This window comes from Amycolatopsis coloradensis (genome assembly GCF_037997115.1).
In the GTDB taxonomy this organism is placed as follows: domain Bacteria; phylum Actinomycetota; class Actinomycetes; order Mycobacteriales; family Pseudonocardiaceae; genus Amycolatopsis; species Amycolatopsis coloradensis_A.
The window spans coordinates 7,276,594-7,293,694 of the sequence record NZ_CP150484.1; the positions used below are offsets into that span (position 1 = coordinate 7,276,594).

At 70.2% G+C, this 17,101-nt stretch carries 16 protein-coding genes; 4 read left to right on the plus strand and 12 right to left on the minus strand.

The features are described from left to right. Positions 1 to 29 precede the first annotated feature (29 nt). Genes LCL61_RS33810 through gatC form a run of 4 tightly spaced genes read right to left on the minus strand, consistent with a single transcriptional unit; the run spans position 30 to position 3,847 of the window. Positions 30 to 539, minus strand: coding sequence for a hypothetical protein (locus LCL61_RS33810; RefSeq protein WP_340683503.1), 510 nt, complete (start codon positions 537 to 539; stop codon positions 30 to 32). After that, positions 532 to 2,037 (minus strand): Asp-tRNA(Asn)/Glu-tRNA(Gln) amidotransferase subunit GatB, encoded by a 1,506-nt coding sequence (gatB, locus tag LCL61_RS33815; protein ID WP_340683504.1) that lies wholly within the window; start codon positions 2,035 to 2,037, stop codon positions 532 to 534. The genes LCL61_RS33810 and gatB overlap by 8 nt, the downstream gene beginning before the upstream one ends. After that, a complete protein-coding gene (gene gatA / locus LCL61_RS33820; protein WP_340683505.1) occupies positions 2,034 to 3,551 on the minus strand; it encodes an Asp-tRNA(Asn)/Glu-tRNA(Gln) amidotransferase subunit GatA in 1,518 nt (505 codons plus the stop codon). The genes gatB and gatA overlap by 4 nt, the downstream gene beginning before the upstream one ends. Beyond that, a complete protein-coding gene (gene gatC, locus LCL61_RS33825; protein ID WP_005162012.1) occupies positions 3,548 to 3,847 on the minus strand; it encodes an Asp-tRNA(Asn)/Glu-tRNA(Gln) amidotransferase subunit GatC in 300 nt (99 codons plus the stop codon). Before gatC ends, gatA begins: the two co-directional genes overlap by 4 nt. Positions 3,848 to 4,091: 244 nt before the next feature. Here gatC and LCL61_RS33830 point away from each other — a divergent pair, with 244 nt between their 5' ends. Beyond that, on the plus strand, positions 4,092 to 4,745 hold the full coding sequence (locus LCL61_RS33830) for an ACT domain-containing protein (protein ID WP_340683506.1): 654 nt from the start codon (positions 4,092 to 4,094) through the stop codon (positions 4,743 to 4,745). Positions 4,746 to 4,817: 72 nt separating this feature from the next. On the opposite strand, the gene LCL61_RS33835 is transcribed toward LCL61_RS33830, so the two are convergent. Genes LCL61_RS33835 through LCL61_RS33850 form a run of 4 tightly spaced genes read right to left on the minus strand, consistent with a single transcriptional unit; the run spans position 4,818 to position 9,203 of the window. After that, positions 4,818 to 5,315, minus strand: a complete 498-nt coding sequence (locus tag LCL61_RS33835; protein WP_340683507.1) for a GNAT family N-acetyltransferase — start codon at positions 5,313 to 5,315, stop codon at positions 4,818 to 4,820. After that, positions 5,308 to 7,440, minus strand: coding sequence for an NAD-dependent DNA ligase LigA (ligA, locus tag LCL61_RS33840; protein ID WP_340683508.1), 2,133 nt, complete (start codon positions 7,438 to 7,440; stop codon positions 5,308 to 5,310). The genes LCL61_RS33835 and ligA overlap by 8 nt, the downstream gene beginning before the upstream one ends. 10 nt (positions 7,441 to 7,450) lie before the next feature. After that, positions 7,451 to 8,143: a hypothetical protein gene (locus LCL61_RS33845; protein ID WP_340683509.1), complete on the minus strand. Its 693-nt coding sequence runs from the start codon at positions 8,141 to 8,143 to the stop codon at positions 7,451 to 7,453. Between the two features lie 22 nt (positions 8,144 to 8,165). Further along, entirely contained in the window at positions 8,166 to 9,203 is a 1,038-nt protein-coding gene (locus tag LCL61_RS33850; protein ID WP_340683510.1) for a methionine synthase, read from the minus strand. A gap of 120 nt (positions 9,204 to 9,323) precedes the next feature. Between LCL61_RS33850 and LCL61_RS33855 the strand changes: the two genes are divergently transcribed. The 3 genes from LCL61_RS33855 to LCL61_RS33865 all read left to right on the plus strand — a co-directional run bounded on the left by LCL61_RS33855 (position 9,324) and on the right by LCL61_RS33865 (position 11,961). Then, entirely contained in the window at positions 9,324 to 10,133 is an 810-nt protein-coding gene (locus LCL61_RS33855) for a phospholipid scramblase-related protein (protein WP_340683511.1), read from the plus strand. Between the two features lie 350 nt (positions 10,134 to 10,483). After that, positions 10,484 to 11,521 carry an MBL fold metallo-hydrolase gene (locus LCL61_RS33860; RefSeq protein ID WP_340683512.1) on the plus strand — a complete coding sequence of 346 codons (1,038 nt, stop codon included), beginning with the start codon at positions 10,484 to 10,486 and terminating at the stop codon, positions 11,519 to 11,521. After that, on the plus strand, positions 11,518 to 11,961 hold the full coding sequence (locus tag LCL61_RS33865) for a GNAT family N-acetyltransferase (RefSeq protein WP_340683513.1): 444 nt from the start codon (positions 11,518 to 11,520) through the stop codon (positions 11,959 to 11,961). The genes LCL61_RS33860 and LCL61_RS33865 overlap by 4 nt, the downstream gene beginning before the upstream one ends. 36 nt (positions 11,962 to 11,997) lie before the next feature. On the opposite strand, the gene mnmA is transcribed toward LCL61_RS33865, so the two are convergent. The 4 genes from mnmA to LCL61_RS33885 are packed head-to-tail and all read right to left on the minus strand — an operon-like array spanning position 11,998 to position 17,012. Further along, the gene (gene mnmA, locus LCL61_RS33870; protein WP_340683514.1) at positions 11,998 to 13,089 is read right to left on the minus strand and encodes a tRNA 2-thiouridine(34) synthase MnmA; all 1,092 of its coding nucleotides are present in this window, start codon (positions 13,087 to 13,089) and stop codon (positions 11,998 to 12,000) included. Positions 13,090 to 13,094: 5 nt separating this feature from the next. Then, positions 13,095 to 14,291, minus strand: coding sequence for a cysteine desulfurase family protein (locus tag LCL61_RS33875; protein ID WP_340683515.1), 1,197 nt, complete (start codon positions 14,289 to 14,291; stop codon positions 13,095 to 13,097). 48 nt (positions 14,292 to 14,339) lie between these two features. Then, a complete protein-coding gene (locus LCL61_RS33880) occupies positions 14,340 to 15,719 on the minus strand; it encodes an MFS transporter (protein ID WP_340683516.1) in 1,380 nt (459 codons plus the stop codon). A gap of 39 nt (positions 15,720 to 15,758) precedes the next feature. Next, complete coding sequence (locus LCL61_RS33885; protein ID WP_340683517.1) at positions 15,759 to 17,012, minus strand: helix-turn-helix transcriptional regulator; 1,254 nt, start codon at positions 17,010 to 17,012, stop codon at positions 15,759 to 15,761. Between the last annotated feature and the right edge of the window lie 89 nt (positions 17,013 to 17,101).

Genomic DNA, 17,101 nt, shown 5'->3' on the forward strand with positions numbered 1-17,101 from the left:
GAGGCTCTCCGCACGACCGAAGAGATCGATCAGGGGCGGCGAGTACGGGTCTCGGCACGAAGGAGGCGGACGTCGAAGAACGCGACGACCGCGGAGACGACAGCGGCGAGCAGGCCGAGGTAGCGGCCGAGCCCGGTCCCGATCTCGATGCCGGCGGCGGAGAAGATCCCGCGCTGATCGGCGTCGAACTGCCAGTCGAGGGTGGTCCAGCCGAGCAGCATCAGCAGCAGCGCGCCGATGGCCGCCATCAGCCACAGATGCGGCAGGCCCGCGCGTCGGACGGCGTCGGCTCGGCCGAACAGCACGACGGCCACGCCGGGCAAGAACAGGAGGAAGAGCGGCGCCCAGGCGAGGAAGCCCGAGCGCCACGCGTCGCGCGTGACGTCGTCGGCGGGCAACGTCGTCAGCGCGTCCTCGATTTCCGGGCGTGAGGCGGTCAGCGTCGTCCACGGAAGGAACAAGGCCACCAGCGCGAGCAGCCCGGCCGCGAGGCCGAGCCACTCACGCCAGGTGACCTTCTTCAAAGCGAGATCAGGCACCGACTCGCTCGACGATCAGTTCGCGCACGCGCTTGGCGTCGGCCTGGCCCTTGGTGGCCTTCATGACCGCGCCGACGATCGCCCCGGCCGCGGCCACCTTGCCACCGCGGATCTTCTCGGCGACATCGGGCTGCGCGGCCAGCGCCTCGTCGACCGCCGCGATGAGCGCGGAGTCGTCGGAGACGACCTTCAGGCCACGCTTCTCGACGACCTCGGACGGCGAACCCTCGCCGGCGAGCACGCCCTGCACGACCTCCTTGGCCAGCTTGTTGGTCAGCTCACCGGCGTTCACCAGCGCGATGACCTCGGCCAGCTGCGCCGGGGTGATCGCCAGCTCCGCCAGTTCGATCTCGCGGGAGTTGGCTTCCTGCGCCAGCGTGTTGACCCACCAGCTGCGGGCCTCGTCCGGGGTCGCGCCCGCCTCGACGGTGGCGGCGACCAGGTCGACCGCGCCGACGTTGAGCAGGTCGCGCAGTGCCTCGTCGGTCAGGTTCCACTCGCGCTGGATGCGCTTGCGGCGTTCCGACGGCATCTCCGGCAGCGTCTTGCGCAGCTCCTCGACCCATTCGCGCGACGGCGCGATCGGGACCAGGTCGGGCTCCGGGAAGTACCGGTAGTCCTCGGCGGTCTCCTTGGTGCGGCCCGGCGACGTGGTGCCGTCGGCCTCCTGGAAGTGCCGCGTCTCCTGCTTGATCGACCCGCCCTCGGCGAGGATCGCCGCCTGGCGCGTCATCTCGTAGCGCACGGCGCGCTCGACGCTGCGCAGCGAGTTGACGTTCTTGGTCTCGGTGCGCGTGCCGAACTCGGTCGCGTCCTTGGCCATCAGCGAGACGTTCGCGTCGCAGCGCAGGGAACCCTGGTCCATGCGGACGTCGGAGACGTCCAGCGCGCGCAGCAGATCCCGCAGGGCGCTCACGTACGCGCGGGCGACCTCGGGGGCACGGCCGCCGGTGTGCTCGATCGTCTTGGTGACGATCTCGATCAGCGGCACGCCGGCGCGGTTGTAGTCGAGCAGCGAGTGCTCGGCGCCATGAATACGACCCGTCCGGCCGCCCACATGGAGCGACTTGCCGGTGTCCTCCTCCATGTGCGCGCGCTCGATCTCCACGCGCACGACCTCGCCGTCGTCCAGCGTCACGTCGAGGTAGCCGTTGAAGGCGATCGGCTCGTCGTACTGCGAGGTCTGGAAGTTCTTCGGCATGTCCGGGTAGAAGTAGTTCTTCCGGGCGAACCGGCACCATTCGGCGATCTCGCAGTTGAGCGCCAGGCCGATGCGGATCGCGCCCTCGACCGCCTTGCCGTTCACGACCGGCAGCGAACCGGGCAGGCCGAGACAGGTCGGGCACACCTTGGTGTTCGGCTCGCCGCCGAACTCGTTGGCGCAGCCGCAGAACATCTTGGTGTTCGTGTTCAGCTCGACGTGCACCTCGAGGCCCAGCACCGGGTCGAACCGCTCGATGACGTCGGCGTAGTCCATGAGTTCCACCACGGCGGTCACTTCTTTCCTCCCAGCTCCGGAACCTCGTGCACCAGCGAGCCACCGTTGGCGGCGTCGCGTGCGACCTCGTAGGCGGCGCCGACGCGGTACAGCCGGTCGTCGGCCATCGCGGGGGCCATGATCTGGAGGCCGACCGGCAGGCCGTCCTCGTGCGACAGTCCACTCGGGACACTCATCGCGGCGTTGCCGGCGAGGTTCGACGGAATGGTGCAGAGGTCCGCCAGGTACATCGCCATCGGGTCGTCGACGCGTTCGCCGATCTTGAACGCCGTGGTCGGCGTGGTCGGCGAGACCAGCACGTCCACCTTTTCGTAGGCGGCTTCGAAGTCCCGCGTGATGAGCGTGCGGACCTTCTGCGCCGAGCCGTAGTAGGCGTCGTAGTAGCCCGAGGACAGCGCGTACGTGCCGAGCATGATGCGGCGCTTGACCTCGGGGCCGAAGCCCTTCTCACGGGTCAGCGACATGACCTCTTCGGCGCTGTGCTCGCCGTCGTCGGACACGCGCAGGCCGTAGCGCATGGCGTCGAACCGGGCGAGGTTCGACGAGCACTCGCTCGGCGCGATCAGGTAGTACGCGGGCAGCGCGTAGGTGAAGTTCGGGCACGAGACCTCGACGACCTCGGCACCGAGCGCGCGCAGCTGCTCGACTGCGGCCTCGAAGGACCGCAACACGCCCGGCTGGTAGCCGTCGCCGGCGAATTCCTTGACTACGCCGACGCGGACGCCCTTGAGGTCACCGGTCAGGCCCTGGCGGGCCGCGGCGACCACCGGCGGGACCGGCGCGTCGATCGAGGTCGAGTCCATCGGGTCGTACCCGGCGATGACCTCGTGCAGCAGAGCGGCGTCGAGCACCGTCCGCGCGCAGGGACCGGCCTGGTCGAGCGACGACGAGAAGGCGACGAGACCGTAGCGGGAGACACCGCCGTACGTCGGCTTCACGCCGACGGTGCCGGTGACCGCGCCGGGCTGGCGGATCGAGCCACCGGTGTCGGTGCCGATCGCGATCGCGGCCTCGAACGCCGCGATGGAGGCCGAGGAGCCACCGCCGGACCCGCCGGGGATACGGGCGTGGTCCCACGGGTTGTGCGTCGGGCCGAACGCGGAGTTCTCCGTGGAGGAGCCCATCGCGAACTCGTCCATGTTGGTCTTGCCGAGCACCACGACACCGGCCTCGCGCAGCTTGCGCGTCACGGTGGCGTCGTACGGCGGGAGCCAGTTCTCCAGGGTCTTCGAACCGACCGTGGTCGGGATGCCCTTGGTGGTCAGCACGTCCTTGAGCGCCAGCGGGACACCGGCGAGCGCCGACTTCGGCGCCTTGCCCTCGGCGACGTCGGCGTCCACCGCGCGGGCGGCTTCGAGCGCGCCCTCGGTGTCGACGTGCAGGAAGGCGTGGATGTGGTCGTCGACCTCGGCGATCCGGTCCAGGTGGGCCTGGGTGACCTCGACGGCCGAGACCTCTCGGGACTGGATCTTCTCCGCCAGCTCGGCGGCGGTCAGCTTGATGAGTTCGGTCACTGTTCTTCTCCCAGAATCCGCGGCACCCGGAAACGACCCTCTTCGCTGGCAGGCGCACCGGCCAGCGCCTGCTGCTGGGTCAGCCCCGGTCGGACCGTGTCCTCACGGAACACGTTGGTCAGCGGCACGGCGTGCGACGTGGGCGGGACATCCTCGCCTGCGACCTCGCTCACCTTGGCCACCGAGTCCAGGATCTGGTCGAGCTGGCCCGCGAAGACGTCCAGCTCCTCTTCGGTGACGGCAAGCCTGGCCAGCTTGGCGAGGTGTGCGACCTCGTCGCGGGAAATGTTGGGCACGCGGGTGACTCCCGGGGTGTGCTGTGCGGGTTCTGTCGGAAGCTGCAAGTCTATGGTGGCGGCGTCGGCGGACTCGACTGGGTTATGCCGCGGCCTGCGCTCCCATGTCGGGTAAGGAGTGCCTGGTTCGTTATCCCGCGCCCCGGACGTCGGGTCCCATTACCTCGTCCGGTCTGTCACAATCGGCGCCCGGCGTAGCGCGTTCCACGGCGAGGCTGGGACGCCTGAGGCGAGAGGGGCGCGTGTGTCGTTCCTGATCCGGGTCCAATTACCGGACACCCCGGGGACCCTCGGCGCGGTCGCCACCGCGCTCGGCACCGTCGGCGCCGACATCCTGAGCGTGGACGTGGTCGAACGCGGCGGCGGTGTCGCCGTCGACGACCTCGTCGTCGAAATCCCGTCCGGCAGGCTGCCGGACGCGCTCATCACCGCCGCCGAAAGCGTCGACGGGGTCGAGGTCGACGCGGTCCGCCCGTACGCCGGGGTCCTGGACACCCATCGCGAGCTCGAACTGGTCGAGGAGATCGCCGCGAAGCCCGCCGCGGGGCTGGAGATCCTCGCCGAAGGGGTGCCGCGGATCATCCGGGCGGGCTGGGCCGTGGTCGTCGAGCACGCCGAGTCCGGCGCGATCCGGCTCGCGTCGTCCAACGCCGCGCCCGAGACGCCGATCACCGACCTGCCGTGGCTGCCGCTGGAACGCGCCACCATCCTCGACGCCGAGGAGGCCTGGGTGCCGGAGACGTGGAAGGAACTGGGGACCGAACTCGCGGCGACGCCGCTGGGGAAGCCCGGGAAGGCGCTGCTGGTCGCCCGGCCGGGCGGGCCGAACTTCCGGGCCGCCGAGGTGGCGCGGCTGACGCACTTCGCGGGCATCGTCGCCGTCGTGCTGGACAGCTGAACTCCGCGTTTCGTCCTCTGAATGCGGTAGTTGCACGCGCAAGTACCGCATTCAGAGGACTAAATGCGGGGGTTAGGTGAGCTCCAGGCGGTACGCGATCAGGGTCACCCCGGGATGCGGCTCCCAGTCCCGCTCGGGCAGCCGCACGAAACCGAGCCGCTCGTAGAGCCGGTGCGCCCGCGTCATCGTCTCCAGGCTGCACAGCACCACCCGCGCCGCGCCGAGTTCCCGCGCCCGCGCGATGACCGCCCTGGTCAGGGCCTCGCCGATGCCGCGTCCGGTCGCCGAGGGCAGCACGCCGAGCATGCGGAACTCCAGTTCGCCCTCGCGGGACAGCTCGGCGAAGGGCGTCCCCGGACGGGCGATGGTGACCGTGCCGACGAGCGTGCCGTCCGCGTCCACCGCGACCAGCAGTTCGGCCAGCTCCGCCCGCCGGGCCGCGTCGAGCAGTTCGGTGGCGTAGCCCACGCCGTCAACGAGGGTCCGCTCCGCGGAGTACGCGGCCAGCGTGAGCTCCCCGATCGCCGTCAGCTCCGCGGGGCGGGCGGGCCGGATCTCCAGATCACTCACCGCTTTCCTCCTCGGTCGGCAGAGCCAGTTCGGCCGCGGCCTCGGGGCCGCTCTCCAGCAGCACGCGGAAGCCGTTCTCGTCGAGCACCGGCACCTTCAGCTGGACGGCCTTGTCGTACTTCGTGCCCGGAGCGTCACCGACGACGACGAACGCCGTCTTCTTCGACACCGAACCGGCCGCCTTCCCACCGCGGGCCATGATGTATTCCTTGGCCTCGTCTCGGGAGTAGTCGTTCAGCGAACCGGTGACGACGATCGACAGGCCTTCGAGGTTGCGCGGGATGGACTCGTCGCGCTCCTCCTCCATCCGCACGCCCGCCGCGCGCCACTTCTCGACGATCTCGCGGTGCCAGTCGACCTCGAACCACTCCTTCGCCGCGCGCGCGATGGTCGGGCCGACGCCGTCGACACTGGAGAGCTCCTGCTCCGAGGCGTTCTCGATCCGTTCCAGAGAACCGAATTCCCGCGCGAGCGCCTGCGCCGCCGTCGGGCCGACGTGCCGGATCGACAGGCCGACGATGACCTTCCACAGTGGACGGTCCTTCACCGTCTCCAGGTTGTCCAGCAGCTTGCGCCCGTTGGCCGACAGCTCCCCCGCCTTGGTGCGGAACAGCTCCACCTGGAGCAGCTTTTCCTCGTCCAGATCGAAGATGTCGCCCTCGTCGTGCACCACACCGGCGTCGAGCAGCGCGACCGCGGCCTCGTAGCCGAGCACCTCGATGTCGAACGCGCCGCGGCCGCCCAGATGGAACAGCCGCTCCCGCAACTGCGCCGGGCAGGACCGCGAATTCGGGCAACGGATGTCGATGTCGCCCTCCTTCTGGTACGCCAGTTCGGTGTCGCAGTTGGGGCAGCGCAACGGCATCACGAACTCGCGCTCCTCGCCGGTGCGCGCGTCGGCGACCGGGCCGAGCACCTCGGGGATGACGTCGCCCGCCTTGCGGATGACGACCTTGTCCCCGATCAGCACGCCCTTGCGTTTGACCTCTTCCTGGTTGTGCAGCGTCGCCATCGCCACCGTGGACCCGGCCACCTTCACCGGCTCCATCACCGCGAACGGGGTGACCCGCCCGGTGCGGCCGACGTTGACCTGGATGTCCAGCAGGGTGGTGATCGCCTCTTCCGGCGGGTACTTGTAGGCGATCGCCCAGCGCGGAGCCCGCGAGGTCGTGCCGAGACGGCGCTGCAGCGCGACCTCGTCGACCTTGATGACGACGCCGTCGATCTCGTGCTCGGCGTCGTGCCGGTGTTCGCCCCAGTATTCGATGTGCTCCAGCAGTTCCTTGCCCGAACCGAGCACCTTGCTGTGCGGCGAGACCGGCAGGCCCCACGCGGCGAGCGCGTCGTACGCCTCGGACTGGCGCTTCGGTTCGAAGCCCTCACGTTTGCCGAGACCGTGGCAGATCAGCCGCAGGTTGCGGGACTTCGTGATCTTGGGATCCTTCTGGCGCAACGATCCGGCGGCGGTGTTGCGCGGGTTCGCGTACGGATCCTTGCCCGCCTCGACCATCTTCGCGTTCAGCGCCAGGAAGTCCTCGACGCGGAAGAACACCTCACCGCGGACCTCGACCAGCGCGGGCACCGGGAACTCGTCCGTCCTCCTCAGCCGCTCGGGCACCTGCTCCAGCGTGCGGACGTTGAGCGTGACGTCCTCGCCGGTGCGGCCGTCGCCCCTGGTCAGCGCGCGGGTCAGGCGGCCGTTCTCGTACAGCAGGTTGATCGCGAGCCCGTCGATCTTCAGCTCGGCGAGGTACTTCGTCGCGCCGATCTCCTTCTGGACCCGCTCGACCCAGGCCTCGAACTCACCGGCGTCGAAGACGTTGTCCAGGCTGAGCATGCGCTCGAGGTGGTCGTGCGCGACGAACTCGGTGGAGAACGTGCCGCCGACGTTCTGCGTCGGCGACTCCGGCGTCACCAGACCGGGATGCTCGTCCTCGATGGCCTGGAGTTCGTTGAGCAGCTCGTCGAACTGGCCGTCGGACACGATCGGTGAATCCAGCACGTAGTACCGGAACTGGTGACCGCGGATCTCCTCCGCCAGTTCGGCATGCCTTTCACGGACGTCGGCGGGGACGTCCGTGACATCCTGCACGGGCTCGGGGTTTTCAGGAAGTTCGCTGCTCACGGGGGTGACTCTAGTCGGGGGTACCGACATTTCCGGACAGCCTGCCGACCACCTCGCGCAGTTCCAGCAGGGTCAGCTGCCCGTCCTGGGCCGCGGTCGCCAGTTCGACCTTGCCCAGCCGTTCGGCCGCGACCCGCTCACCCAGCGTGGCGTCCAGCGGCAGGAACGTCATGGTCGTCCGGGTCTCCGGCGCGAGCTCGTCGATCAGCGGATGGAACACGGTCACGTCCACCCGTCCGGCTGATTCGTCCACCTTCGCGGTCACCCGCACGTCGGCGAGCGCGATCCGCGTCTCGCCGAGGTTGACGGTGACCTCACTCGGATCGGGGACCGGCGGCACGGAATCGTGGTACTCCCAGATGGCGTCCTCCTCCGGCGCCGCGGCCTTCCACGCGTCGGTGTACGGGCGCAGTTCCGGATCCTCCTGGCCGGTCAGCACCAGCGAGTAGATCGCCCGGTGCCCACGATCGAGGGAGAAGTGCAGCCGGGGGTGCAGTGCCTCGACGATGGTGCAGAGGTCGTGTTCCACCCGATGCGGTTCACGATCGCCGAGGGCGGCGCTGACCTCCGGCAGGAGCGCGAACCATGCCTCCCAGAACTTCGCCGCCGCGGCGGCCGCGTCCTCGGGGACCGGCTGCTCCGGCCAAGCCGTGCGGGGGTCGGGGACGTCCTCGGTTTTGCGGGAACGGCGGAACAAACGCATGACGGGCACGCTACCGCGCCGCTCACCAGCCTTCAGGCGGTTCGGTGAAAGCCTTGCCCGCCTCCCGGCTGAGTGTGAGCGCGCGGCGCATCCAGTCGGGGGTGGCGCCCGCCAGACCGCACGCCGGGGTCGGCACGACCCGTTCGGCGAGGATCTCGCGGCGGAAACCCAGCCGGTCGACGAGGTTGAACACGGGCGTGACCACGTCGCGCAGCTCCACCGGGACACCGGGATCGGTCGTGGGGACGAGTCCGAGCATCAGCGTCGTCCCGGAGTCCAGCGTCTCGCCGATCTCGTCGAGCTGCGCGGGCGAAGCGCCCCTCAGCAAGGTGAAATCGAAGGCGACCGCCTGCGCCCCCGCCGCGCGCAGCAACGAGATCGGCGGCTTTTCGGCGCAGCAGTGCACCGCGACCGGCTGACCGGTGACACGCTCCGCCCCGGAGATCACCGTCGACAGCAGTTCGCGCGCCTCCGCCGCGGGCACGGCGGGAACCGTGCCGTAGCCGGACGCCGTCGGGAGATCACCGGCGAGGACCTCGGGCAGCGACGGTTCGTCGAACTGGATCACCACCGGCGCGCCGATCCGCGACTTCAGTTCCGCGACGTGCTCGGCCAGCCCGTCGAGCAGCGACGCGGCGAAATCGCGCAGCGCGCCCTTGTCGGTGAGGATCCGGTGCCCGCGCGGAAGCTCGATGTTCGCGGCGAGCGTCCACGGCCCGGCGACCTGGATCTTGAAGGCGGGCGGCGCGGCGCCTGCCTTTTCCCGCGCCTCCTGAACGGCGTCGAGGTCCCAGTTCATCAGGTCGACGGCCCGGCGGTGGTCGTGCCCGGGACGGGCGGCGACCCGATAACCGCTCGGCACGACCTCGACCGCGAGGTCGACCAGCAGCGCCGCCGTCCGGCCGATCATGTCGGCCCCGACGCCGCGGGCGGGAAGTTCGGGCATACAGGGGAATTCGGGCAGTTCGCCGAACACGATCGAAGCGGCCTCGACCGGATCGGTACCGGGCAGGGAACCGATCGCGGTGGCCGCGCCAAGGGGCCAAGGTCGTTCGTTCACACCCGGATTCTCCCCTTGGTCCGACCCGGCGGGGCGGCGGGGCAGGGGAGGACACGGACATTCGACGCAATTGCCGTCGACGAGCCCGATCCGGCGCCCGGCGCATTACGCTGACCTGCCATGACGAGCTCCCCACAGCCCGCCGGCTGGTATCCCGACCGGCAGAACCCCCGGCTGTACCGGTGGTGGGACGGGCAGGCCTGGACCGCGAACACGCGGCCGTCGCACGACGCCGAGATGATCGAGCTGGACATCGAAGGCGCGCACGACCCGGACAAGATCCGCGCGCAGGCGGCGAGGGGCACCCAAGGCCGCGGCAGTGGTGTCGCCGGCGGCGGGACGCTGTTCTCCGAACCCGTGCTGGTGGTCAACCAGCGCGCGAAACTCATCGAGATGGCCAACGAGTTCGGGGTGTTCGACCAGCACGGCAACCGCCTCGGCGGCGTCGTCCAGGTCGGGCAGAGCACGTTGAAGAAGGCCATCCGGCTGCTCACGAACTACGACCAGTTCCTGACCCACCGCTTCGAGATCCGCGACGCGAACCACAGCACCGTGCTGAAGGTGACGAGGCCGGCGAAAGTGTTCAAATCCCGGTTCCTGGTGACGAAGGCCGATGACTCCCCGATCGGCGAGATCGTGCAGGAGAACGTCTTCGGCAAGACCCGGCTGGGTTTCGTGGTCGACGGGCAGAAGGTCGGCGGGATCTTCGCGGAGAACTGGCGGGCGTGGAACTTCGCGATCAAGGACCACGCGGACGTCGAGATCGCGCGGATCACCAAGACCTGGGGCGGTTTCGTGAAGGCCGCGTTCACCACCGCCGACAACTACGTCGTCGAGATCCACCGGCCGCTGCGGGATCCGCTGGCGTCGATGGTGGTGGCCTCGGCGCTGACCATCGACACCGCGCTGAAGCAGGACGACAAGGGCTGACGAGGCCCAGTATCGGCGATTTTCCGTGACTGGATGGACGACACGCGTGATCCGACGGACGGCACGCGTGACTGGACGGACGACACGAGCGGCCGAGGATTTCCGCCGCGTGTCGTCCATCCAGTCACGCGTGTCGTCCATCCAGTCACGCGTGTCGTCCATCCAGTCACGCGTGACCGCCACCCGCACGTCGACAGTAGGTACCCGAGACACGGTTGGGCCTGACGACCCCAACCACTCTCGACAAGTGATCGGGGTCTCACCCCACTCAAGTGGACACTCGGCTTCCGGCGGCACAAAGTGGAGGGACTGGGGCGGCACGCTGGAGTGCGTCCGGGACGGAGGTCACCATGGAGCCGTTGCCCGAGAACGGCGAACGGGACTGGGCCGAGCCAGGTGTCTACACGGTTTCGCCCGGGGTCCACCGCATCCCGCTGCCCCTGCCGCACGACGCGTTGCGCGCGGTCAATGTCTACGTCGTCACCGACGGAACCCGCCTGGTCCTCGTGGATTCCGGCTGGGCGCTGGAGTCGGCGCGCGAACGGCTTTCGCGCGGGCTGAAGGCGCTCGGCGCCGATCTCGGCGACATCGACGAATTCCTGATCACCCACGTGCATCGCGATCACTACACCCTCGCCGTGGAACTGCGCCGCGAATTCGGCGGCAGGCTCGGGCTCGGGAAGCGGGAGGAGCCGTCACTGGTCCGCTCCGGCGACCCGGACCGGTTCCCGATGGAGGCGCAGGTCAGCCTGCTCGAACGGTGCGGCGCGGGGCCGGTCGTCGAGGAACTCGCCAAGGCCTTCGGCGGTGTCCGGCACACCGAAGCGCATCTGTGGGAACAGCCCGACGAATGGCTCGTTCCCGGCAAACGCCCGGTCGTGCCCGGCCGGGAGTTCGACATCGTGCACACGCCCGGCCACACGGACGGGCACGTCGTGTTCGTCGACGACGCGGCCGGGCTGGTGTTCTCCGGCGACCATGTGCTGCCTCACATCACGCCGTCCATCGGCTTCCAGCCGGTGCCGGCCGAACTGCCCCTGCACGACTATCTCGACTCCCTGCGCCTGGTCCGCGAGATGCCGGACCGGCGCATGCTCCCCGCGCACGGGCCGGTCACCGGCAGCGTCCACGCCCGCGTCGACGAACTGCTGGAACACCACCGGGACCGGCTCGAGGTCATGGGCGCCGAGATCACCGCGGACGTCACGACCGCGTACGAGGTCGCGCTGCGGCTGGGCTGGACGCGCAAGCAGCGCAAGCTTCCCGACATGGACCCGTTCAACCAGATGCTCGCCGTGCTCGAGACCGGCTCGCATCTGGATCTGCTGGTGGCCCAAGGGAAACTCACCGCGGCCGAGACCGACGGGGTGCGACACTACGCCTCATGATCATCCGTGAAGCGCGCCGGGAAGACGTCGCGGCGATCGTCGGGATGCTCGCCGACGACCAGATCGGCAGCACCCGTGACTCCGCCGACGACCTCACGCCGTACCTCGTGGCCTTCGAGCAGATCGACGCCGATCCGGCGCACCTGCTGATCGTCGCCGACGACGGCGGGGAGGCAGTCGGCACACTCCAGCTGTCGATCATTCCCGGCCTGGCGAGGAAAGGCGCGCTGCGCGGGCAGATCGAGGCCGTCCGGGTGCGGACGAGCCATCGCGGCTCCGGCCTCGGCGACGAGCTGATGCGGTGGGCGATCGACGAATCACGGCGGCGGGGCTGCGCCCTCGTGCAGCTGACGTCGGACGTGAAACGCGAGGACGCGCACCGGTTCTACGAGCGCCTCGGTTTCGAGGCCACGCACACCGGCTTCAAGCTGAAGTTCTGACCCCAGCCGCATTCAGAGGACGAAATGCGGGAGGGGTCAGCGGGTCCCCGAGATCTTCGCGCTGCCGAGCACGAGGTCGCCTCCGGCGGCGTCGGTGCGGTACAGCACGACGACCTGCCCCGGCGCGACGCCGCGCAGCGGCTCACGGAGCTGGATGGTCACCTCGTCGCCGGAGACCTCCGCGACGGCTTCGACGATCCCGCCGTGCGCGCGCACCTGCACGACGCATTCGGTGGGGCCGTCCAGCGGCCGCTCGCTCGGCCAGATCGGGCGGTCCGCCTCGATCACGTTCACGCCGAGATCCCGCGCGGAACCGACCTTCACGGTGCCCGAGACCGGCTCCAGCGACAGCACGTAGCGCGGCCGCCCGTCCGGCGCCGGCGCCTCGATGCCGAGGCCCTTGCGCTGGCCGACGGTGAAGCCGTGCACGCCGGTGTGCTCACCGAGCACGGCGCCGGTCTCCGCGTCGACGAGCTGGCCCGGACGCTGGCCGAGCCGCTTCTCCAGGAAGCTCTTCGTGTCCCCGTCCGGGATGAAGCAGATGTCGTGACTGTCCGGCTTCTTCGCCACCGACAGGCCACGGCTCGCGGCCTCGGCGCGGACGTCGGTCTTCCACGAATCACCCAGCGGGAACAGCGAATGCCGCAGCTGCTCCGGGGTGAGCGAAGCCAGCACGTAGGACTGGTCCTTGCCCGTGTCGACGCTGCGCCGCAGCTCCGGCACACCGTCCACAAGGGACAGACGGGCGTAGTGTCCGGTGGCGACGGCGTCGAAGCCGAGCGCCATCGCCTTGTCCAGCAACGCCTCGAACTTGATCTTCTCGTTGCAGGTGACGCACGGGTTCGGCGTCCGGCCCGCGGCGTACTCGCCGACGAAGGTCTCGATGACCTCTTCGGTGAACCGCTCGGCGAAGTCCCAGATGTAGAAGGGGATGCCGAGGATGTCCGCGGCGCGCCGCGCGTCACCGGAGTCCTCGATCGTGCAGCAGCCACGGGATCCGGTGCGCAGCGTGCCGGGCTTCGCCGACAGCGCCAGGTGCACCCCGACGACCTCGTGCCCGGCGTCCACGGCGCGCGCGGCGGCCACCGCCGAGTCCACTCCCCCGCTCATCGCGGCCAGTACGCGCATCTTCCTCACACCTCTTGCTTCTGCGTCTGCTTGCGCATTCCGGCGAGCCCCGCCTGCCTCGCCCTGTCGACGACGCCCGCGATCTCCCTCGAAACCGCTTCAACGTCTTCCGGCTCCGAGGTATGCCCGAACGAGAACCGCAGCGACCCGCGCGCGGCCGCGGGTTCGGCACCCATGGCCAGCAGCACGTGGCTCGGCTGCGCGACACCCGCCGTGCACGCCGAACCGGTGGAACATTCGATGCCCTTGGCGTCCAAGAGCATCAACAGGCTGTCACCCGCGCAACCGGGGAAGGTGAAATGGGCGTGCGTGGGCAGTCGCTCACCCTCGCCACCGTTGAGCACCGCGTCCGGCACCTCGCGCCGGACGGCCTCGATCAGGTCGTCCCGCAGCTCGGCGACGCGTTTGGCGTACTCCTCGCGGCCTTCGACCGAGGCCTTCACCGCCGTCGCGAACGCGATCACCGCGGGGACGTCGAGCGTGCCCGAACGCACGGCGCGCTCCTGGCCGCCGCCGTGCAGGACCGGCACGCACGCGGTGTCGCGGCCGAGCAGCAGCGCGCCGACACCGTACGGGCCGCCCAGCTTGTGCGCGGTGAGGGTCAGCGCCGCGGCGCCGCTCTCGGCGAAGTCGACCGGCACCGCGCCGACGGCCTGGACGGCGTCGGTGTGCAGCGGGATCTCGTGCTCGGCGCAGACGGCGGCGAGTTCGGCGATCGGGTTGACCGTGCCGACCTCGTTGTTCGCCCACATCACGGTGACCAGCGCGACCGTCTCGGGGCTGTCGCCGATGGCGGTGCGCAGCGACTCGGGAGTGACCCGGCCCGCCTGGTCGACCTCGACCCAGACGATCTCGGCGCCCGCGTGCTGCTCCAGCCACTCGACGGACTCGAGGACGGCGTGGTGCTCGACTGTGCTGCACAGCACCCGGCGGCGCTCGGCGTCCTCGCCGTTGCGGGCCCAGAAGATGCCCTTGACCGCGAGATTGTCGCTCTCCGTGCCACCGGCGGTGAAGATCACCTCGGACGGCCGGGCACCCAGCGCCTCCGCGATCACCTCTCGGGCTTCTTCGACCCGGCGGCGCGCCCGGCGCCCCGAGGAATGCAGCGCGGAGGCGTTGCCCACTGTGGACAGCGCCTCGGACATCGCCGCTACGGCTTCGGGCAACATCGGGGTGGTCGCCGCGTGGTCGAGATAGGTCATCGCTACACCAGGGTAGACCGCTCCGGGGCGTGACCAAGCCCACCCTGCTCAGCGGGTGGCGGCGCTCATACCCGACGGCCACCGGCCGGTCAGCCGCACCCCCAGCAGCGCGATGCCGGTCAGCACCACCGAAAGCACCAAGATCGCCGCCGACGGCTCCGTCGCCGACGCCAGTGAAGCGAGCAGAACCCCGCCCAAACCGATGGTCAGAGCCGATCCGACCCAGTCCCCGAGCTGCAGCGCCGAGGTGTTGAACCCGCGTTCGGCCTCCGGCGAGTAGCGGAGCAGCAACACCGAAATCGCGGGCATCGCGATCCCCATCCCGGAGCCGCCGACAGCAGACGCCACGAACGCCATCCAGCTGGGGAAAGACGGCAGCGGGACGAAGACGAAGATCGCCAGACCGGCCGCGACCAGCGCGAACCCGGTCCGCAGCGACGCTTCACGCGACCAGTCGAGCATGCGGCCCTGCAGCATCGACCCCGCCGACCAGCCCAGCGCGGTCACCGTCAGCGGCAGCCCGGCCAGCGCGGGGCTGTAGCCGTGGACCTCCGTCATCGTGAGCGGCAGATAGGCCTCCATCCCGGCGTACGCGCCCGCGATCAGCGCGCGCGAGGCGATCACTGTCGGCAACCCCGGCCGCGATGTCAGCGTCCCGGCGGGCAGGAGTTTGCGGAGCGCGTAGGCGAGGGCGACCAGGCCGGCGCCGCCGTAGGCCAGCGCCGCGAAAGAGGGGTGCTGCGCCGCCCAGGTGAGCGCGGCGACGCCGAGGGCCGCGACCACCGCGGGCACGACACCGGCGCGGACGGCGGATTCGCCGGGTATGTGGGCCGGCAGTTTGCGCGTGACGACGACCAGCAGCGCGAGCCCGATCCCGGTCAGCGGGATCAGCCCGAGGAACACCCAGCGCCAGCCGACGCTCACGGTCACCACGCCCGCGATCGAAGGCCCGATCACCGCCGGCAGCACCCACGCGGCGGCGTTGGCGGCGTAGATCACCGGGCGTTCGCGGTCGCTGAAGGTGAGCGCGATCAGCAGCGACACGGAAACCAGCAGGAGGCCGGAACCGAAGCCCTGCAATCCCCTGCCGAGCAGGAGCAGCGGCATGTCGTGCGCGAGCCCCGCGACCAGGAGCCCGGCGGCGAACAACGCGGTACCGGCGAGCAGCGCGGGCGCCGGGCCCTTGCGGTCGCCGAGGCGTCCGGAAAGGACGGTCGCGACCACGCTGGCGACCAGGAACGTGGTGAACGGCCAGGCGTAAAGGGCGAGACCGTCGAGGTCGGCCACCATCGTCGGCATCGCGGTGGCCACGCCCATGCTCTCGAACGCGATGAGCGTGACCATGAGCAGCAGCCCGACGGTGGTCACGCGGTGCTCAGGTGTCCAGAGCACACCCTTCGGTTCGGCCTCGTCCCCAGTGATCGTCATACGACGAGACTGCAACCTCCAGCTCGGTGGAGGTCAAGCTCACGACACCGACTCCAGGCGCAGCTCACGCGCCAGCACGGCGGCCTCGCCGCGCGACGTGACTTCCAGCTTTCCCAAGATCTTCCGCACGTGGAACTTCACCGTGTGCTCGGTCAGCGCCAGCTCTTCGGCGATCTGCCGGTTGCGCTTCCCCCGCGCGATCCCGGCGAGGACTTCGAGTTCACGCGGGTTCAGCCGGTCGAGCGGGCGCAGTTCCGGCGTTTCCTGGACGCCGAGCGGCAGGACCGCGGTGATCGTGGCGCCCCAGCCGGGGACGGCGTCGACCTCCCAGCGGCCGCCGAGCGGGGTGATCCGCTCGGTGAGGCCGGTGGCGGGCACGGCGCGGGCGACGTCGGGGCCGTCGTCGCGCACGGTGACCCGGAGGTGCTGCCCGTCGATCCGCCAGGACGCCCGGACCCGGCTGCTGTCCCGCTCCAGCGCGGCGAGCACGAGGCCGCGCGAGACCGTGCGCGCGGTGTGCGCGATGTCCTGCGGGAGCGGCCGTTCGTCGTCCGGCCCGGCGAGATCGACGGTCACGTCGTTGTGGCGCACCAAAGGAGCCAGCTGCGTGACGAGGGTGCCGAACGCCTCCGACGCGGGCTCCGCCGAGAGCTCCTGATCGCGGTCCGCGATCGAGCGCAGTTCGACCAGTGCGGCCGCGGCGAGGTCGGTCGCGGTCTGCCGGGCGGCGGCGTCGCCGAGCCGCCGTGATCGCAGCACCGAAAGCAACGACGTCAACGTGGTCGCGTGGGTCTGCCCCAGATCGGTGATCGCCCGCGCCCGCGCGGTGGCCGCCGCGATGTTGCTCTCCAGGACGGCGGGCTCGGGGTCGGTGGCGCGCTGGGCGGCGTTCACGCTGACGATGTCCCACAGCTTGGCCACGAATTCGAGCGCGCTGTCCGCAGGCTCCTCTTCGGTGGGGACGAGCGCGATCATCGCGCCCTTGCCGATCACCGGCGCCGAGGTCAGCACGACGAGTTTCCGGCGCTTCCCGCCGAGCGTCTCTTCGGCCACCACCGCCCGGCCCGGGACGCCGAGCGCGGCGAGCCGCTGGAGCTCGGCGCTCGTGACCGCGCCGGTGATCTCCGGATCGCCGTGGACCTTGATCGGCAGGCGGGAGCAGTCACCGGTCTCCATGGCGGCGGCGCGGTGCGGCAGCACGGCCGCGGCCGTCTCGGAAAAGCGCGGCAGGAGTTCGGGGCGCGGAGCGGCGAGCATGTACTCGACCTGGCTCAGCACGTGCAGCGGGTCCATGACTCCACAGTAAGCGTGTCCCGGCGTGGGGACGCTGCTCTCCCGGCTAGTGAACACTGCTCGTCCGGCTGGTTCGGGCGGGGTACGGG

Excerpts from the sequence above, each read along its gene's own strand:
- LCL61_RS33845 (WP_340683509.1), bottom strand. The coding sequence starts at position 8,143 with ATGCGTTTGTTCCGCCGTTCCCGCAAAACCGAGGACGTCCCCGACCCC.
- LCL61_RS33855 (WP_340683511.1), top strand. The coding sequence starts at position 9,324 with ATGACGAGCTCCCCACAGCCCGCCGGCTGGTATCCCGACCGGCAGAAC.
- LCL61_RS33860 (WP_340683512.1), top strand. The coding sequence starts at position 10,484 with ATGGAGCCGTTGCCCGAGAACGGCGAACGGGACTGGGCCGAGCCAGGT.
- LCL61_RS33865 (WP_340683513.1), top strand. The coding sequence starts at position 11,518 with ATGATCATCCGTGAAGCGCGCCGGGAAGACGTCGCGGCGATCGTCGGG.
- mnmA (WP_340683514.1), bottom strand. The coding sequence starts at position 13,089 with ATGCGCGTACTGGCCGCGATGAGCGGGGGAGTGGACTCGGCGGTGGCC.
- LCL61_RS33875 (WP_340683515.1), bottom strand. The coding sequence starts at position 14,291 with ATGACCTATCTCGACCACGCGGCGACCACCCCGATGTTGCCCGAAGCC.
- LCL61_RS33880 (WP_340683516.1), bottom strand. The coding sequence starts at position 15,719 with ATGACGATCACTGGGGACGAGGCCGAACCGAAGGGTGTGCTCTGGACA.
- LCL61_RS33885 (WP_340683517.1), bottom strand. The coding sequence starts at position 17,012 with ATGGACCCGCTGCACGTGCTGAGCCAGGTCGAGTACATGCTCGCCGCT.